20 protein-coding genes are annotated in these 15,117 nt (G+C 58.5%); 8 read left to right on the top strand and 12 right to left on the bottom strand.

Features of this window, described 5'->3' with window-relative positions:
- Window positions 1-5 precede the first annotated feature (5 nt).
- The 4 genes from ACN0XZ_RS03935 to ACN0XZ_RS03920 form a co-directional block, all read right to left on the bottom strand.
- Complete coding sequence (locus ACN0XZ_RS03935; protein WP_417456407.1) at window positions 6-593, bottom strand: hypothetical protein; 588 nt, start codon at window positions 591-593, stop codon at window positions 6-8.
- Window positions 594-671: 78 nt separating this feature from the next.
- On the bottom strand, window positions 672-1,040 hold the full coding sequence (locus ACN0XZ_RS03930; protein ID WP_417456406.1) for a DoxX family protein: 369 nt from the start codon (window positions 1,038-1,040) through the stop codon (window positions 672-674).
- A complete protein-coding gene (locus ACN0XZ_RS03925) occupies window positions 1,037-1,948 on the bottom strand; it encodes a sigma-70 family RNA polymerase sigma factor (RefSeq protein WP_417456405.1) in 912 nt (303 codons plus the stop codon). Before ACN0XZ_RS03925 ends, ACN0XZ_RS03930 begins: the two co-directional genes overlap by 4 nt.
- Before the next feature lie 171 nt (window positions 1,949-2,119).
- Window positions 2,120-3,658, bottom strand: coding sequence for a YifB family Mg chelatase-like AAA ATPase (locus tag ACN0XZ_RS03920; RefSeq protein WP_417456404.1), 1,539 nt, complete (start codon window positions 3,656-3,658; stop codon window positions 2,120-2,122).
- A 197-nt stretch (window positions 3,659-3,855) separates the two neighbouring features.
- Here ACN0XZ_RS03920 and ACN0XZ_RS03915 point away from each other — a divergent pair, with 197 nt between their 5' ends.
- From ACN0XZ_RS03915 to ACN0XZ_RS03905, 3 genes are read left to right on the top strand one after another with little or no spacing between them, the layout of a single operon-like run.
- Window positions 3,856-4,191, top strand: a complete 336-nt coding sequence (locus tag ACN0XZ_RS03915) for a hypothetical protein (protein ID WP_417456403.1) — start codon at window positions 3,856-3,858, stop codon at window positions 4,189-4,191.
- A gap of 3 nt (window positions 4,192-4,194) precedes the next feature.
- Complete coding sequence (locus ACN0XZ_RS03910; RefSeq protein WP_417456402.1) at window positions 4,195-4,812, top strand: RNA polymerase sigma factor; 618 nt, start codon at window positions 4,195-4,197, stop codon at window positions 4,810-4,812.
- Complete coding sequence (locus tag ACN0XZ_RS03905; protein ID WP_417456401.1) at window positions 4,809-5,324, top strand: hypothetical protein; 516 nt, start codon at window positions 4,809-4,811, stop codon at window positions 5,322-5,324. Before ACN0XZ_RS03910 ends, ACN0XZ_RS03905 begins: the two co-directional genes overlap by 4 nt.
- Before the next feature lie 4 nt (window positions 5,325-5,328).
- On the opposite strand, the gene ftrA is transcribed toward ACN0XZ_RS03905, so the two are convergent.
- Window positions 5,329-6,297 (bottom strand): transcriptional regulator FtrA, encoded by a 969-nt coding sequence (gene ftrA, locus ACN0XZ_RS03900; RefSeq protein ID WP_417456400.1) that lies wholly within the window; start codon window positions 6,295-6,297, stop codon window positions 5,329-5,331.
- Window positions 6,298-6,392: 95 nt separating this feature from the next.
- Between ftrA and ACN0XZ_RS03895 the strand changes: the two genes are divergently transcribed.
- The 3 genes from ACN0XZ_RS03895 (at window position 6,393) to ACN0XZ_RS03885 (ending at window position 8,476) form a co-directional block, all read left to right on the top strand.
- Complete coding sequence (locus ACN0XZ_RS03895; protein ID WP_417456399.1) at window positions 6,393-6,824, top strand: rhodanese-like domain-containing protein; 432 nt, start codon at window positions 6,393-6,395, stop codon at window positions 6,822-6,824.
- Window positions 6,824-7,288: a GNAT family N-acetyltransferase gene (locus ACN0XZ_RS03890; protein WP_417456398.1), complete on the top strand. Its 465-nt coding sequence runs from the start codon at window positions 6,824-6,826 to the stop codon at window positions 7,286-7,288. The genes ACN0XZ_RS03895 and ACN0XZ_RS03890 overlap by 1 nt, the downstream gene beginning before the upstream one ends.
- A 252-nt stretch (window positions 7,289-7,540) precedes the next feature.
- A complete protein-coding gene (locus ACN0XZ_RS03885; RefSeq protein WP_417456397.1) occupies window positions 7,541-8,476 on the top strand; it encodes a DUF6492 family protein in 936 nt (311 codons plus the stop codon).
- A 14-nt stretch (window positions 8,477-8,490) separates the two neighbouring features.
- Here ACN0XZ_RS03885 and ACN0XZ_RS03880 read toward each other — a convergent pair whose 3' ends face one another.
- The 5 genes from ACN0XZ_RS03880 to ACN0XZ_RS03860 all read right to left on the bottom strand — a co-directional run bounded on the left by ACN0XZ_RS03880 (window position 8,491) and on the right by ACN0XZ_RS03860 (window position 12,143).
- On the bottom strand, window positions 8,491-9,207 hold the full coding sequence (locus tag ACN0XZ_RS03880; RefSeq protein WP_417456396.1) for an alpha/beta fold hydrolase: 717 nt from the start codon (window positions 9,205-9,207) through the stop codon (window positions 8,491-8,493).
- Between the two features lie 111 nt (window positions 9,208-9,318).
- Window positions 9,319-9,684 carry a helix-turn-helix domain-containing protein gene (locus ACN0XZ_RS03875; protein ID WP_417456395.1) on the bottom strand — a complete coding sequence of 122 codons (366 nt, stop codon included), beginning with the start codon at window positions 9,682-9,684 and terminating at the stop codon, window positions 9,319-9,321.
- Entirely contained in the window at window positions 9,681-10,274 is a 594-nt protein-coding gene (locus ACN0XZ_RS03870; protein WP_417456394.1) for a Smr/MutS family protein, read from the bottom strand. Before ACN0XZ_RS03870 ends, ACN0XZ_RS03875 begins: the two co-directional genes overlap by 4 nt.
- Window positions 10,267-11,481, bottom strand: coding sequence for a murein transglycosylase A (locus tag ACN0XZ_RS03865; RefSeq protein ID WP_417456393.1), 1,215 nt, complete (start codon window positions 11,479-11,481; stop codon window positions 10,267-10,269). The genes ACN0XZ_RS03870 and ACN0XZ_RS03865 overlap by 8 nt, the downstream gene beginning before the upstream one ends.
- A 5-nt stretch (window positions 11,482-11,486) precedes the next feature.
- On the bottom strand, window positions 11,487-12,143 hold the full coding sequence (locus ACN0XZ_RS03860) for a Tim44/TimA family putative adaptor protein (RefSeq protein WP_417456392.1): 657 nt from the start codon (window positions 12,141-12,143) through the stop codon (window positions 11,487-11,489).
- Window positions 12,144-12,295: 152 nt separating this feature from the next.
- Here ACN0XZ_RS03860 and ACN0XZ_RS03855 point away from each other — a divergent pair, with 152 nt between their 5' ends.
- Both ACN0XZ_RS03855 and secB read left to right on the top strand, forming a co-directional pair.
- Complete coding sequence (locus ACN0XZ_RS03855; RefSeq protein ID WP_417456391.1) at window positions 12,296-12,736, top strand: FxsA family protein; 441 nt, start codon at window positions 12,296-12,298, stop codon at window positions 12,734-12,736.
- A 123-nt stretch (window positions 12,737-12,859) separates the two neighbouring features.
- Entirely contained in the window at window positions 12,860-13,429 is a 570-nt protein-coding gene (gene secB, locus ACN0XZ_RS03850) for a protein-export chaperone SecB (RefSeq protein ID WP_417456390.1), read from the top strand.
- A gap of 47 nt (window positions 13,430-13,476) precedes the next feature.
- Here the strand turns inward: secB and ACN0XZ_RS03845 are convergent, their stop codons facing one another.
- Entirely contained in the window at window positions 13,477-14,235 is a 759-nt protein-coding gene (locus ACN0XZ_RS03845) for a substrate-binding periplasmic protein (protein WP_417456389.1), read from the bottom strand.
- 125 nt (window positions 14,236-14,360) lie between these two features.
- On the bottom strand, window positions 14,361-15,038 hold the full coding sequence (locus ACN0XZ_RS03840; RefSeq protein WP_417456388.1) for a DJ-1/PfpI family protein: 678 nt from the start codon (window positions 15,036-15,038) through the stop codon (window positions 14,361-14,363).
- Between the last annotated feature and the right edge of the window lie 79 nt (window positions 15,039-15,117).

Genomic DNA, 15,117 nt, shown 5'->3' with positions numbered 1-15,117 from the left:
GTCGCTCAGTTTTTGTCCTGCACATAAATCGTGGTATCGCCGGGCAGCTGATAGGGATCGAGATCACCCACCGTGATTGTCTCAGGCTGGTAACTGTCGATGTCAAAATTGGGCGTATCGGTGTTGGCACCTTCACTGGGGGAAGGCGGCGGGTCCGGCAGGTCGCTTGGTGGTGGGGATGGCGGGTTGCTGCCCGCATACTCCGCCGCCAGAAGGCTTGAGAGCGTCTGGCAATCATCCAGAAGTTTGGTGAGCAGTTTGTTTTCTTCGGTCGCGTATGTGGGCTCGATGGTGCGGCTGGTGTTGAGCTGGCCCATGTTAGCCATCGCAATATTGGCGGAGATCAGGTCCGCAGTTTGCGGCAGCACCACTTCTTTTGTGGTGTCATCCAGCGCTTGATAATCTGTCGCGCTCGGGTTCTGGCTCGACTGCAGAGTCTTCAGCGCAAGGCTATAGGCGTTATAGGTCGTCACCGTTTTTTGCGCGGCAGTGCTTTTTGCATAGTCCTTCCGCTGCTGGATATGGTCAATCACCGGCGGCAGGTCATTGAGGACCGCAGACACACTGGCGGCAAGGGTTGCATCAAGGGCCATCCTGTCCTCCTTGAAAGGTTTCTTGCTTTCAAGACGGCAGGATGGCGGGAATGTGAAGCAATTATCGCGCTGCGGCGGTTATGAAAACGGGGTCAGCGCATAACGCCCGTAGGCGATGAAAGCGCAGATGGCCGCAACCACAAGCCAGTAGACCATAGGGCCCATGGTACTATCTCCCGATACGAGGTGAAGGACGGAGAACGCCAGCATTTCTATGGCGATAAGCACAGCAGCCAGCGGCACAAGGAACGCAAGCGGCTTATAGAAAGCTGGCACCACAAGGCCGATGGCGCACAGGATCTCAACCCCGCTCATGGCCATCCACACCCCGTGCGGGATCACGTTCAGGGACGGCACCGACTGTTCCGAATTGGTGAACTTCCACGCGGCGCCCACGGCTGTATGCAGCGCGAGCAACACCCCTAAAACCCAAAGAACGATATTCATGATGATGCTCCTTCATCTGCGTCAAACATTCTGATGTCCATCTCGCTCAGCCGTTTTTTATCCATAACCACCTTGATGCTTGAGATGCTGTCACCCTCAAGCGTGAAACAGAAGGCAACAACGGGTTTGTCGTCCCAGCCCCATGCGGCGCCGATCGCGCCGTCGATGATAGCAAGCCGGGCCCCTGCCGCGCGGCCCTTGAAGGTTTCTGCCACATGGCTCGCGCCGTTGATCTCATCCCTGAACTCGGGCGCGCCCTTGTCTTTGTTGGCGGCGGTGATCTTGATGGCGGCTTCATCGGCATAAAGCGCGACTTCAGGGTGCAGAAGGCCGATCAGCGCCTCAAAGTTGCCCTCCCGCGAGGCCTTGAGGAAAGCTGCAACCATCTCCTGCTGGCGCAGGGTATCTTGCCGTGGTGCTGCCCCGCGTACCCGGCGGCGCGCCCGGCTTGCCAGTTGGCGCGTGGCCTCCTCCGTGCGGTCAATAATCGGCGCAATATCCCGGAACGGCAGATCAAAAAGATCATGCAGCACAAAGGCGATGCGCTCCGTTGGCGTGAGGAGGTCAAGCACCACCAGAAGCGCGGGGCCAACCGCATCCGCCAGCATAAGATCAGCCTCTATGCTTTCGCCGGCATCGCCAGCCTGCTCGAGCACGTCAGGCTCCAGCTCCTCCTCGCCGCGTGACTTGCGGCTGCGCAGCATATCAAGGCAGATACGCGCCACCACGGTGGTGAGCCAACCGCCCAGATTGTCAATCTCATCTGCATCAGACCGGTTGAGCCTGATCCAGGCTTCCTGCACCGCGTCTTCCGCCTCGGCTTTGGTGCCCAGCATGCGATAAGCCACCGCTTTCAGGCGGCCACGGCTATCTTCAAAATGCGCCGCCAGCCCGTTTTCTTCTTTCATCTGCGCTCCCCGGTGGTTGTTTGCTGTTCAGTCGCCGTGATTTCCATGTGTTAGCACGGTGACGAAACCACGACAAAAAACGTGACAGCCAAGCCAAAAAAGATTGGTGAACCACATCCAACATATTGAAAAATATGGGAAATAAAATTTGAAATTATTCCGGCTCGCCTGCTAAACGGCAGCGCTCAGGGCGAGTGCAGGGCTCATGCGGCGGTAGGTCAGGGCCTCCGCGATATGGCCTGAGTTGATATGCTCTGCCGCCTCAAGGTCCGCGAGCGTGCGCGCCACCCTAAGCACCCGGTGATAACCACGGGCGGAAAGGCGCATACGCTCCGCCGCGCGTTCCATCAAGCTACGGCCGGAGGTATCAAGCGCTGCGATCTCCTCCAAAACCCTGCCATCTGCATGGGCATTCAGCCGCATGTGGACGGGAGCGCCGAGCGCCTTGAAGCGTGCCTTCTGGATAGCGTGCGCGGCACTCACCCGCAAAGCAACATCGGCGGAGCTTTCACGCGGTGCGGGCAGGCTCAAATCACTCGCCGCCACGGCGGGCACATCCACATGCAAATCAATCCGGTCATATAGCGGCCCCGAGATTTTGGACTGATAGTCAAGCGCGCACCGGGGCGCACGGGCGCAGGCAAGGGCCGCATCATCCAGATGGCCGCACCGGCACGGGTTCATCGCCGCAATAAGCTGAAAACGGGCGGGGTAAGTAACATGAGCCTGCACTCGGGCCACCGCCACCTCCCCACTTTCGAGCGGCTGCCGGAGCGCTTCAAGCGCCGAGCGGTTAAACTCGGGCAGTTCATCAAGGAAAAGCACACCGCCGTGCGCGAGCGATACCTCGCCCGGTTTGGCTTTTTGCCCGCCACCAATCAGCGCGGGCTGACTTGCACTATGGTGCGGGGAGCGAAACGGGCGCGCCCTGCTGATACGCCCTTCCTTGAGAAGTCCGGCGACAGACGCAATCATGCTGACCTCCAGCGCTTCCTCAGCGCTCATGGGCGGCAGGATAGACGGCATGCGTGACGCCAGCATGGATTTCCCAGAGCCGGGAGGGCCCACCATCAGCATATTGTGGCCCCCGGCTGCGGCCACCTCAAGCGCACGTTTTGCCACCTCCTGGCCCTTGATGTCGGCAAGGTCTGCGAGCGGTGAGAGGTCAGCCTCCGGCAGGATATCCGGCACGCTTAAAAGCTGGTTGCCGCGCATGTGGTTAATGAGCGCAAGCAGGCTATCGGGCGCGAGAAGGCCGTCAAGCCCCGCCCATGCGGCTTCCGGCCCCACCGCCGCCGGGCAAATGAAAATGCCGTCCTGCTCTTTCGCGAAAATAGCGGCAGGCAAGGCGCCCGCAACCGCGCGGATGCTGCCATCAAGCCCCAGCTCCCCCATCACCACATGCCCTTCAAGCCCGTCATGCGGCAGCACGTTCATGGCGGTGAGAATACCAAGGGCGATGGGAAGATCGTAATGCGAGCCCTCTTTCGGCAAGTCAGCGGGGGAGAGGTTGACCGTGATCCGCTCAGCCGGGAGCGCAAGACCAATGGCGGACAAGGCCGCACGCACCCGCTCCCGCGCTTCAGAAACAGCCTTGTCAGGCAAGCCCACAATGGTAAACGACGGCAGGCCGGAGCTGATCTGCACCTGCACCTCAACCGGGCGGGCTTCGATACCCTCAAAAGCAACCGTCTGGACCGATGCAACCATAATGCCCCCATTCCTCCAACCTTGGTGGCATAAATTAGAACAAAAAGGGAACGCGGTCCAGCCAAAATGCGGGAGGATGGAGCTTCGGGAAAATAATTGGCTATGCTGTCAACCTGATCCTTTTGCCGTGAGTATCATAAGTAGCGCTTGGGTGGGATACCCCCACCCGGCGCCAACAAGAAAAAGAGGAGAACACGATGTTTAGTGGTTTTGTTTTGGCAGTCGGGCTTATTTTTATCATCGCGGCACTGGTTTTTGTGGCCAAGCTTTTGAACCGGTACCGTGGGTACGCAGTAGCCCATGGCTACAGAAGCTTTGGTGACTATCTGCGCGCGGCCCCCACATCAGAAGATGAAACCCGGGAAGCGGTTGATATGACCATGTACGGTGTGGCCTTCTGTGTGCTGGGTTTGGCTTTCCCGCCGCTCATCATCATCGGTGCTTTCCCGCTGTTTTTTGGTGGGCGCAAAGTGATGTACGGCGTGTTGGGGCTGGGCCTCGACAATAGTCTCGATACAGCAGAGACCGACTAATATATGGCTGACAAGCCTCATACCCTGCGAGGACGAACGGATGCGCATGAAAGCCATACCGTTCGTCTGGCCGTAAACGCCGTAAAAGCGGGTGACCATCAGGCGTTTGGTGCCCTTGTGGCGCTTTTTGACCGCCGCATCTTCAACCTTTGTGTTGCCGTGCTCAAGCAGCCTGAACGCGCGGAAGAAATCGCGCAGGACGCTTTTGTAAAAGCCTATGCGAACATCGCACGCTATGACCCTGCGCGGCCGTTTTACCCGTGGATGGCAACAATCGCTGTCCGTCTCGCACAAACCGAGCTGAGGAAGAGGCAGCGAGAGCGAGAAAAAAACGAAGACTATCACGCGGAGCAGAGCCTTGAGCCGCACCTGACCGGTGAGACACCCCTCTCGACCCTGCTGGCAAACGAGCAAGCGACCACGGTCTGGGACATGGTAAGCGCATTACCGGCGGCGCAGCGCACCGCCACCTATCTGTTCTACCGGGATGACATGACCTTAGCTGAGACCGCCCTTGCGCTTGGTGTTACCGAAGGCACGGTGAAAACCCTGCTGTTTCGGGCGCGCGCAAAGCTCCGGGAACAGCTGAGCGAAACAAGTGAAGAGAGAGAAACACAATGAACTGCGATCAGGTGAAACATGCCATTGACCTCGCAAGCGTTGAGGGTAGCGAACTGCCCCTTGAGGCACGCGCCCACATTGAAGGCTGTGAGGGCTGCCATGCGGCGATGAACGCCAGCCTGCTCCTTAGCGAACACCTGCGAACCCTGCCGCTCAGCGATGCCCCCCAAGGCATGGACGCCAGGATTGCCGCCCGCATCGCCGCGCTCCCCGCTTTGAAACAGGCGCCAAAAAAACGTCAGGGCACCGCAGGCTTTTTACCATGGGGCACAGCAATACTCGGTGTTTTTGGGTTCCTCGCCTTTTCCCTCCGTCACGCAGCGGGCGAGGCAGTGCAAAAGGCTTCAGCCGCACCAGCGGGCAGCCTGGAAAGCTCGCCCATTCTGGGGGATGCCTGGCAGGCATTTTTAGCCCCTCAAACCCTGATCTCGGGCCTGAGTGCTGATTTTATGATGCTCGGTCTCTTTGCCCTGTGCAGCTTGGCCGCCATGAGCCAGATGGTACGCCGCTAGGCCGTTAAACTCTCGGGCGGAACCGCGCGCGGTATTGCATCGGGCTGGTGCCAAAACGTTTGCGGAAGTGATGGCGCAGGGTCTCTGGCGCGCCGATGCCGCAGGCGAGGGTAAGGTCATCAAGGCCTATGTCGCTGCTCTCCAGCAGTTCGCGGGCACGCGCGAGCCGCTCGGACAATATCCAGGCCTTGGGGCTTTCGCCCGTTGCCTCCACAAAGCGGCGAAGGAGCGTGCGCGGAGACAGGCCTGCCTCATCCGCCATGCGGTCAACACCCCAATCCTCGTTCAGGCGCAGCCGTACCTTGTCGAGCAGTTTGGCGATCTGGCCGCCGCGCTCCCTCGGCATGGGGCGGGGGATATATTGTGCCTGCCCGCCTTCCCGGTGCGCGGGCAACACAAGCCGCTTGGCCACCTCATTCGCGACCTCAACACCAAAATCCTGCCGCACGATATGGAGGCAGAGGTCAAGCCCGGACGCCGAACCCGCCGAGGTCAGCACGCCGCCCTCATCAATATAAAGCACATCTGCATCCACACGGAGGGAGGGGTAACTGTCCTGCAGCTTGGTGGCGTAGCGCCAGTGGGTTGTGGCTTGCCGCCCTTCAAGCAGACCCGCTGCCGCCAGCACAAAAACACCGGAGCAGATAGATGCCAGCCGCACCCCCCTCCCGTGCGCCCGCTGTAGGGCTTCAACCAGCGGCCGAGGCACCGGCTCATCCGCGCCGCGCCAGCCGGGCACGATGATAAGCGACGCGTCTTCAAGCGCCTCAAGGCCGTGGTCTGACGTGAGGGAGAGGCCGCCAAAAGCGCGGCAGGGACCATCATCCACCGCGACCGTCTTGAAGTCGTACCATGTATCAAACTCAGGCCGGGGCAAGCCGAACACTTCGGCCGCAATGCCAAACTCGAACAGGCACAGGCCATCATAAACCAGCGCACATACGAGCGGGCGTTTGGGGGTATTTTCAGTCATGGCGTAATATTACCGCATATTGTCATTTACGCCACTTCAAAAAACCGGCGACCCCGCATAGCTATTGAACAGCACCAACAATGACGGAGAAAACCATGTCCAATGCCGTAACCCATGTTCCCGCCGCGTCGCCTGAGGTGGCGTTTGAGCATTTCAGCCGCGAGTTTGAATTTGAAACCGATTGCTGGGACACCCATGAAACCTTGATGCTGGATGAGCCCGGTTTTGTCCTTCTCGATGTACGCGGGCCAGCGCTTTATGAGAGGGGCCATGTGCCGGGGGCGTTGAACCTGCCGCACGGCAAGATCATCCGCCGCCGCATGGAAACCTGGCCCAAGGAAACACTTTTTGTGGTGTACTGCGCGGGGCCACACTGCAACGGTGCCGCAAAAGCAGCCCGTCGGCTGGCGGAACTTGGGCGCCCGGTCAAGCTGATGGCTGGCGGCATCACCGGCTGGCTTGATGAAGGTTTTGCCCTCGCTGAAGGGGCTGAACCCTCATCGGTGCGGGAGCTGGAGGCCGCCTGATGCCCGCCATCTCCCCGATAACCGTCCGCCCGGCCTGCCGGGCGGATGTGCCTGCGCTTCTCACCCTCATGCGTTCGCTCGCGCGTTTTGAAGGCTATATCGATGATTTCAGGGTCACGGAACAGGACCTTCTGGACCGCGGCTTTTGCCCCTCCCCTGAATTCCATGCCCTTGTGGCGGTTGAGGGCGAAACCCTTGTTGGGTACGCGGTTTATTACACAATTCCCTTCACTTATGACCTCCGGCCCCGCCTCATCATGAAAGAGCTGTACGTGGTTCGCGAGGCGCGCAGCCATGGTGTGGGGGAAAAGCTGTTCGGCGCCGTCGTCTCTGCCGCCAAGGCAGCGGGTGCCTCGAGCCTTGACTGGCTGGTATTGCCGGACAATCTGGCGGCGCAGCGCTTCTATACCTGCCACGGCGGCGCGGAAGACCAAAACTGGCAACATTGGACGCTGCGGCCCTAAAGCCTTCAAACACCGATGTTTTCCCACGCCAGCAAGTGTAAACAAACCTAAAAGCGACCTGCACAAAGGGCCAAGTGTGTTGACGAACCGCCACTTTCAGTGAGATATGGACCTTCAGTGGATGTGTTGAGGAGTTATCTCTTTCAAAAAAATACAGCCAATTGTCCCCGGTTTTAAACGGGGGATTAAGAAAGCCGTGCGAAAGTTTCGGGCCATTTGGCCTGAGTAAAATAGCGATTGGACAACCCGGCCGTGATCGACATTGTAACCACAGTATATTCAGGCGACTATATGTCGCTGATCCTGCAGGCGAGGTCCTTTGAGAAGCATCTGGACTCTGACTTCGTTGGCAAGATATTCGCGGTATACAACAGCGACGACTATGCCGTTTTCGCCCGGTATTTTGAAACAAAGATCAAACCGCAATATGGCCGCTTCCAGAACAGGGTCGTGCTGTTGCAGTCGTCCGACCTTCTGGCGGGTGCTGATCTCTCCAAATATCCGCCATGGTATATCCAGATGGCGAACAAGCTTTTCATCAGCCAACATGTTGGCTCGCCCTGGTTTCTGGCGCTTGACTGCAAAAACCATTTTATCCGCCGGGCCTCAGCCGAGACGCTTTTTGCCGAGACAAAAGCTGTCAGCTTCCTTCAGTTTAACGAGAAAAACCTGAGCAACTTCTATGAAGGCTCATTTGGTTTTATTGGGACCGAGCTGTTTGAAGCGGGCAAGGTGCGCATGCCTGCATGGACGCCTTATATCATGCAAACTGCCACGACCCGGACGCTGCTTGGTGAGCATTTCGGCGGTGATGCCGAAACTTTCCTGAGTGCCGCCATTGAACGCCAGCTCACCGAGTTTTATGTGTATGAGGCGTATGTGCGCAAAGCGCAGAATGTGGAAAACCTCTATAGCTTCGGCAAACCTTTTGTCAGCACCGTCTGGGCCAAGTCTACCCTGTCTGACAAGAAGTTCGACCGCTGCATCAAGCGCACAACACGCACACATTGCCTGTGTTTTGGTGTGCACCGGAAATCCTACCTGCAAATGAGCCAGGCCCAGTGGCACGCTGTGGTGGACTTGTGGGAAACCTATGAGCTGATCTCGGGCCCGGAAGGGCTGCGCCTGAAGGCGACCCACGCCTCAGGCTCAAACCTCATGACCGGCCTTGAGCTGCTGGCAGGCTAGCCACCAACGCCGCCCTAGCTTCCCGCAAGCTTAAGGATCATTGCCGTCAGTTCATCGGGTTTTGAGAAATAAGCCGAATGGCTGGCGTGCAAGCTTTCCACCCGCTCAACCTTTGTTTCACCAAGCAACCGGTCCTGCAACGGCAGCGATACCGCCTGATCTTCAGTGAGGCGGATATAAGCGCGCGGCACGCTGCCGTATCGCTCAGCGCTCAGTTTGAGTTTACTAAGCGCCGGGCGCACCGGCTCCCGCACCAGAAGCGCACGGGCGAGGGCGATGTCATCGTCCGTGCAATCTGCATACAGCACCTCACGGTATACCTTGGGGTCCAGCCAGTCCCACATACTGCGCCGGTTGACCTCTACATGACCTGTGATCGCCGCCGCCCTGTCGGGCACATAGTCAAGCACACGCTTGCGGTCCGGCAACATGAAGGATGCCAGATAAATGGTGCGTTCAACCCGCTCGGGCGCGCGTTCCGCCAGCATGGAGGCCACGATGCCGTAGCGGCTGTGCACCACAACCGTTGTTTTCTCACCGTGTGGCAGCGCCGCCTCAAGCGAGCGCACCATGCGTTCAAGCGATACAAAAGGGGCAAACGCGGGCGAGCGGCCACGACCCGGCAGGTCAGGCACCATCACCCGGTGGCCCGCTGCCTCAAGCCGCGGCCATATCTTGAACCAGCACCAGGCCCCGTGCCAGCTGCCGTGAATGAGTAGGAAGTTTTTCATGTGCCATCTCCCGCACCAAAATGCCCCTAAAAGGATGATCGCTGCATGATGCGGGCACAGGTGGGCTGGTGTCGTCCCGTTCCTTGCTGATGATATAAGGAGAGATCCGCGTTATTTGCCACGTGGCTGTTCGGAGAGGAACGCCAGAAGCTGGTCCAGCTCCCGGTCGTTCAGTCGGCCAATGCGGCGGGCAAGCAGATTGGCGGCGCGGGTCGCGCGGGCGTCCATACCTGCGGTATCGATCGTAACCTTGGGTTTGGAGAGATGCGCCAGATCCTGCAACTGCTCCGCATCGTCCCATATCAGGCCAAAATACTGGATCACTTTCTGGAGGAACGCCCACGACGGCGCACCGCGTTTGCCGTGCTCAAGCGCGGACAGATACGCGGGGCTTACACCGAGCTCAGCCGCAAGCTCAGCCTGGTTGATGCCGCGCGCTTCCCTCAGCGCCCGCAGCTTTTCACCAAAGGGGGTCATGCCTGCGCCCTCCGGCTGCCCGGCAGGCGCTTGCGCAAAATAACATAAAGCGCGCCGTCACCCCCATGCTCCTGCGCGGCACTGCCGTATGACTGTATGAAAGGTTTCAGCTCAGGCCCCTCAAGCCACAGCGGCACCATGCGGCGAAGCACCCCGCCGTGCTGGTCAAAGTCGTTGCGGGTGCGGTACGCGGCGGGTGTTGCATCGGTCTGCGCGAAACGTTTGCCGCCCTTGCCTGTAACCACCAGCAGCGTTTTGTCCCCACGCCGGATAGCACCCTCAATGGTACGGCGAAGGGTGGCAAAAGCACGGTCCTGTGTCATGCCGTGCAGGTCGACCGAGCGGTCAACCTCCTGCCTGCCGGTGGCGATCTGGCGCTGCATGCGCCTGTCTATCCGGGCTTCGGGTTTGGGGGAGGTGCGGGTATGCCACTCATAGGGCAGGTCCTCGGCTTCCTGCCGAATAAGGGGGCGGCTGCGCGCGGGCGGGGGCGGTGTGTCCGGGCGGCCCCCAAGCGGGGTTACCGTCTCTGTCACCTTACGCCATATCTCAAGGTCCCGGGCGCTCAGCGGTTCTTTTTTCCTAGCCACCCTTCTGGCCCTCAAGCACGCGGGCCGCCAGTGGTTTTGGCAGCAAGAGCCAATAACGTCCGCGGTTTGCCATACGGCCAGCGATCTCTTCGGCCTCATCGCCAAAACCCCAGAAGACATCACCGCGAATTTCACCGCGAATGGCGCCGCCCGTATCCTGCGCCACCATCAGGCGGTTGAGCGGCAGGGGTTCAGCCTCGCGGCTCAAAGGGTCAGGATAGGTGGCGGAAAGCCAGATAGGCACATGAAGCGCCAGATGGCTGCGGTCAACAGCGAGCGATCGGCCAGCCGTGAGCGCCACGTTGGCGGAACCAAACGGGCCGTCACCATCTTCAAGCAGGCGGAAAAACACATAAGACGCGTTAGTATTGAGAAGCTCTTCCGCACGGTCCGGGTTTTCGCTCAGCCAGGTGCGGATCGCCTGCATGGACATCTGCTCACGCGGGACCTCACCCTCCGCGATCAGCTGACGACCAATCGCCGTATAGGCATGGCCGTTCTGGCCCGCGTAGCCAACCCGCACGAGCCGCCCGTCTTCCATCAGTACCCGGCCCGAGCCCTGAATATGGAGGAAAAAGGCATCCACAGGGTCATCAACCCATAAAAGCTCAAGGTCGCGCCCCGCGAGGGCACCTGAGGCGATCGCTTCCCGGTCCGCGAACGGGACAAGCCTGTCCCCTTTCACGAGGCCCGCGATGCGGCGACCTTTGAGGTCAGACCGAAAAGCGCCAAGGTCAACGCTTACAAGCTCGGGCGGTTTCACGTGAAGCGGTACATGGTAACGTGTGCTCTGTACTTCGCTGCCTTTAAGGAGCGTTTCATAGTAGCCGGTGAACATACCCATGGCTTCACCGCCCAGCCTGACCTCAAGCGGCTGAAACTCGGCTTCAAAAAAGCCGCGCACATCATCTGTGGCGCTGAGGCCGAGAATGGTGTCGCATACCTCAGCCCAGTCCCCCATGGTGCCGCCGACCCGTGCGCCGGGCAGCCCCCTTGAGGCAGGCTGTTTTTTCATACTGTCACAGCTTTTACGGAGCGCAGGAAGCGCGCCCGCGATGTCATCTTGTTGCCAACCGGGAAGCTCCGCAAACGGCACGGCACGGAAATGCAGCCCGTCCGGCTTGCGGCTCATAAGCAAAAGCGCCGCCAGAACCGGCAGCGCCAGAAGGGCAAAGAGCCCCAGATATTTGAGAAGCCGCCCCGGCATGGCCCTTAGCCCGCGCGGGTTGCCACAAGAAGCCAGTTCGGGTCGCGCGACTTTGTATCGCGTGAGAAGGTCCAGCGGTCGTTCACTTCAACAGCTTCAGAAAGGTTGCCTTCAATAAGGTTGCCGTCGCTATCCTTTGTCACGGCGATAATCTCTGCTTTGAAGCGCACAACAAGTTCCGCCGTGCGGCCCTCAAGCTTCGCGTCCGCAACCTCAGCTTCTGCGATATCCACCAGCCTGTTCTCAAGCCGGTAGCCGTTTTGTTCGCGCGCATCAATCGCGGCCGTGAACTGGTTATAAACGCTGTCATCAAGGAAATTGCGCAGGGTTTCCTTGTCACCAGACCAGAAGGCCTCAAGGATCATTTCATACGCCGCGCGGGCACCGCCCACAAATGTGGGCACATCAAAGGAAGAATCCGCCCGGCGGATATCCTGATAGGCTTTCCGAAGCGCGGGATCTTCTTCCATGTCGATGACCGTGTCATTGCGGGCGGACACATCTTCATAGTCCGCATCCACCGTCGTGCGGTCCCCGCCTCGGGAAGAGGGACGCGGTGCAGCAGGCGGCAACGGTTCATTACCGGTTTTTTTGCCCAGTTCAGACCGCAGCCTCAACAGAATGAAGGCCGCCAGCATTGCAAGAAGAATGATATCCAACATGGTTAGGTTTATGCCCGATCATCTTTAAAAATTACAAGTCTTGGTACGCAGCTATTGAACCGGCGGACCAACATGCCCTTATAGATAGGAGGATTTGAAAGAAAGAACAAGGAATGCCCTTACTCATATTATTGTTATTTTTGGCGATTCCGGTGGTGGAATTGTCGATCCTTATCGACATTGGCGGTGAGATCGGCGCACTTCCCACCATCGCCTTATGTTTTTTGACGGCAGCGATCGGCCTTTCGATTGTACGCCAACAGGGTATTTCAACCCTCCGGAATATTGAAGGTGCCCGCGTGGGCACAAGCCTCGTGCATGGTGTGTTCCTTGCCATTGCAGGCCTATTCCTGCTGATCCCCGGTTTTATGACCGATATCGTTGGTGCCTTGCTGCTGATCCCGCCGCTCAGGCTGTTTCTCGGGCGCGGTATTGTGGGTTGGCTCAGCAAACACCGCTCCGACAGCCTCAAGCGCAGCAATATCATCATTGAGGGGGAGTTTTGGCAGGCTGAAAGCCGAGACGATCGCCCCTATGAGTATGTGAAATCCCTTGAGGATGAAAAAAGGGACACAAACAAGCCTGAAAATTAGGAAATCCGCCATCTCCGGCGCATTTGTTTATTGTTCAATCCCGGAAACCGTGCTAGCCGTTTGCCCCAGATTCGCCAACCCAGGTGGTTTGGGGGGGTGGCAGACAATTAAAAGAGTGAAAAAATGGCTGAAAATGAATTTGGTAACGACCAAACGCCAGTAGGCGGCCCAGCACCAGAAGGTGCCGAAGGCCCACAAGCCGGCGTCATTGCACAATATGTAAAAGATCTTTCGTTCGAGAACCCAAACGCGCCAGCAAGCCTTCAGGCGCTTCAGGGCGCGAAGCCTGCAATTGACGTAAACGTCAATGTTGGCGTTCGCAAAATGAACGACGAAGTTTATGAGGTTGAGCTCAAAATCTCCGCTAAAGCAACTGCACCAACCCAGGACGGTGGCGAACAGGTGGCTTTTGTGGCTGAGCTTGCTTATGGCTCCCTCTACGGTATCCGCAACGTTCCAGAAGAAGCTCTGCGGGCTTTCCTTCTGGTTCAAGCGCCAATGATGATGTTCCCGTTTGCACGCCGCATTATTGCGGACGCAAGCCGTGACGGTGGCTTCCCGCCCCTTCTTCTGGAACCGATCAACTTCGAAGCGCTTTTCCGGGCTCAACAGGCTCAGGAAGCGCAACAAGCCGGGGAAGCGCAAGCTAACGCGGCAAGTGGCGAAGACCCTGCCCCGATCAGCCTTAACTGATCAGGCAGTAAATTTCCGAAATGCAGGCCGGCTGTCGGGGTGACCCGTCAGTCGGTTTTCGTTTCTAAAGGGGGTTCTTTGTCTTGCGCCGCGCTGAGAAGCGCATCAAGAAGCCTGTCGTCCATGTTTCTACCCGCCGCCAGATAGTCAAGCACATCGACATCTATCTCGCCGAGCGACTTGAGCGCATCCGCGCCAACACTGCCCTGACCGATGTACCAGGCCACCACAGCCTTATCCGCAAGCATCAGGTCTGCCCGGCCGCCAAGTAACAGGTTGATCTGCCCACCAACCGGCAGGGCTGGCACCGCCATTACTGAGCGCTCAGGCATTTTAAGTTTCTCGAAAAATTCACACTGGCTGGAGCCCATATTGCACACCGCACGGTACCCACCCCGCACGAGGCTGGGGATGTCCTGCGGGGCGAGGTCATCATTGCGAATATAGATCGAGAGCTTCTTCACATTGAGTGGCATGATCCAGTGAAACTGGTTTTCGCGCTCAGGGATACGGTTCAGGGAGTATATAAGCGTGTTTTTCTCAAGGCTCGTTGATTGCAGTGCGCGCTTCCACCCCACGACGGTGATTTCATAAGGCACGCCTGCGCGGTCAAGAAACGCACGTACCCGATCAGTCGCAATGCCCACCGGCTTGCCGCGATGATCAACATAACTGTAGGGCGGGTGCGTATTCGTGAACACACGAAGGGTAGGGTAGGTTGTATTTTCGGCATTATTTTCAAGCGCTTGGGTAGCAAAACTCAAGGCAAAAAGAAGCAGGAAAACAGCACTACGGGCAATACTCAACACGGGACTCCAGTACAAAACTACATTACTCTAGCGCCCCTCGGCCCTCCTTTACTTCAAGCTCACGTCATATTCAACCCATAAGTGCACACCGGGCAGCTAGCGCCCGGCGCCAGTCTCATAATCTATGCCAGCTCACGATGTTTGGCAGCCTGCGCCCGGCGGCGCTCCAGCCGCTCTGACATCAGCATACTGACAGCGCCAACAATCTCTTCCTCCGCCACGCTGGGGTGACCACTTTCAAAAGGCGGCGCCGGGTTATATTCCGTTGCCAACTGGATCATTTTGGCGACACGCTCGCCCACCAGTTCCGCCGTCAATGTCAGCGCAAAATCAATGCCTGCTGTTACGCCGCCGCCGGTGGCCCGGTCCCTATCGATCACCACACGGTCTGTGCATGGTATGGCGCCAAAATCCGCCAACATGTCAACGGATGTCCAGTGTGTGGTGGCTTTGTAACCCTTCAGAAGCCCCGCCGCACCAAGGATCAGCGAACCAGTGCATACGCTTGTAACATAGCGTGCACCCGCAGCCTGGCGGCGCAGGAACTCAAGCGTTGGCTGATCATCAAACAGATAGTCAACATAAGGCCCACCGGGCACACACAGCACGTCAAGCTGGGGGCACTCCTCAAATGTGGTGGTCGGGGTGAGCTTGAGGCCAGTATCCGCCGCCACCGGCTCGAGTGTTTTGGCGACAAGGTGCACTTCCCCGCCGGGCACATGGGAGAAAACCTCAAACGGGCCAGCAAAATCAAGCTGGGTCAGTTGCGGAAACAGGTAGAAGCCAAACTTAATGCTCATTGGGGTATCCTTTTTCTCCGGTGTCGTGCTCGGCGGGGCCTTCCTAGGCCCCTTTCCTTGCACCATATCCTTGTGAAGG

Origin of the sequence: Kordiimonas sp. (assembly GCF_048264555.1) — a bacterium.
GTDB lineage: Bacteria > Pseudomonadota > Alphaproteobacteria > Sphingomonadales > Kordiimonadaceae > Kordiimonas.
Note: the sequence above shows the minus strand (reverse complement) of the source record. Positions and strands in the feature narration are given on the sequence as shown.

Coding starts and splice junctions, on each gene's coding strand:
- ACN0XZ_RS03910 (WP_417456402.1), top strand. CDS start 4,195: ATGGCTGACAAGCCTCATACCCTGCGAGGACGAACGGATGCGCATGAA.
- ACN0XZ_RS03925 (WP_417456405.1), bottom strand. CDS start 1,948: ATGAAAGAAGAAAACGGGCTGGCGGCGCATTTTGAAGATAGCCGTGGC.
- ftrA (WP_417456400.1), bottom strand. CDS start 6,297: ATGACTGAAAATACCCCCAAACGCCCGCTCGTATGTGCGCTGGTTTAT.
- ACN0XZ_RS03920 (WP_417456404.1), bottom strand. CDS start 3,658: ATGGTTGCATCGGTCCAGACGGTTGCTTTTGAGGGTATCGAAGCCCGC.
- ACN0XZ_RS03865 (WP_417456393.1), bottom strand. CDS start 11,481: ATGCCGGGGCGGCTTCTCAAATATCTGGGGCTCTTTGCCCTTCTGGCG.
- ACN0XZ_RS03890 (WP_417456398.1), top strand. CDS start 6,824: ATGCCCGCCATCTCCCCGATAACCGTCCGCCCGGCCTGCCGGGCGGAT.
- ACN0XZ_RS03905 (WP_417456401.1), top strand. CDS start 4,809: ATGAACTGCGATCAGGTGAAACATGCCATTGACCTCGCAAGCGTTGAG.
- ACN0XZ_RS03915 (WP_417456403.1), top strand. CDS start 3,856: ATGTTTAGTGGTTTTGTTTTGGCAGTCGGGCTTATTTTTATCATCGCG.
- ACN0XZ_RS03880 (WP_417456396.1), bottom strand. CDS start 9,207: ATGAAAAACTTCCTACTCATTCACGGCAGCTGGCACGGGGCCTGGTGC.
- ACN0XZ_RS03860 (WP_417456392.1), bottom strand. CDS start 12,143: ATGTTGGATATCATTCTTCTTGCAATGCTGGCGGCCTTCATTCTGTTG.
- ACN0XZ_RS03840 (WP_417456388.1), bottom strand. CDS start 15,038: ATGAGCATTAAGTTTGGCTTCTACCTGTTTCCGCAACTGACCCAGCTT.
- ACN0XZ_RS03935 (WP_417456407.1), bottom strand. CDS start 593: ATGGCCCTTGATGCAACCCTTGCCGCCAGTGTGTCTGCGGTCCTCAAT.
- ACN0XZ_RS03930 (WP_417456406.1), bottom strand. CDS start 1,040: ATGAATATCGTTCTTTGGGTTTTAGGGGTGTTGCTCGCGCTGCATACA.
- ACN0XZ_RS03875 (WP_417456395.1), bottom strand. CDS start 9,684: ATGACCCCCTTTGGTGAAAAGCTGCGGGCGCTGAGGGAAGCGCGCGGC.
- ACN0XZ_RS03895 (WP_417456399.1), top strand. CDS start 6,393: ATGTCCAATGCCGTAACCCATGTTCCCGCCGCGTCGCCTGAGGTGGCG.
- secB (WP_417456390.1), top strand. CDS start 12,860: ATGGCTGAAAATGAATTTGGTAACGACCAAACGCCAGTAGGCGGCCCA.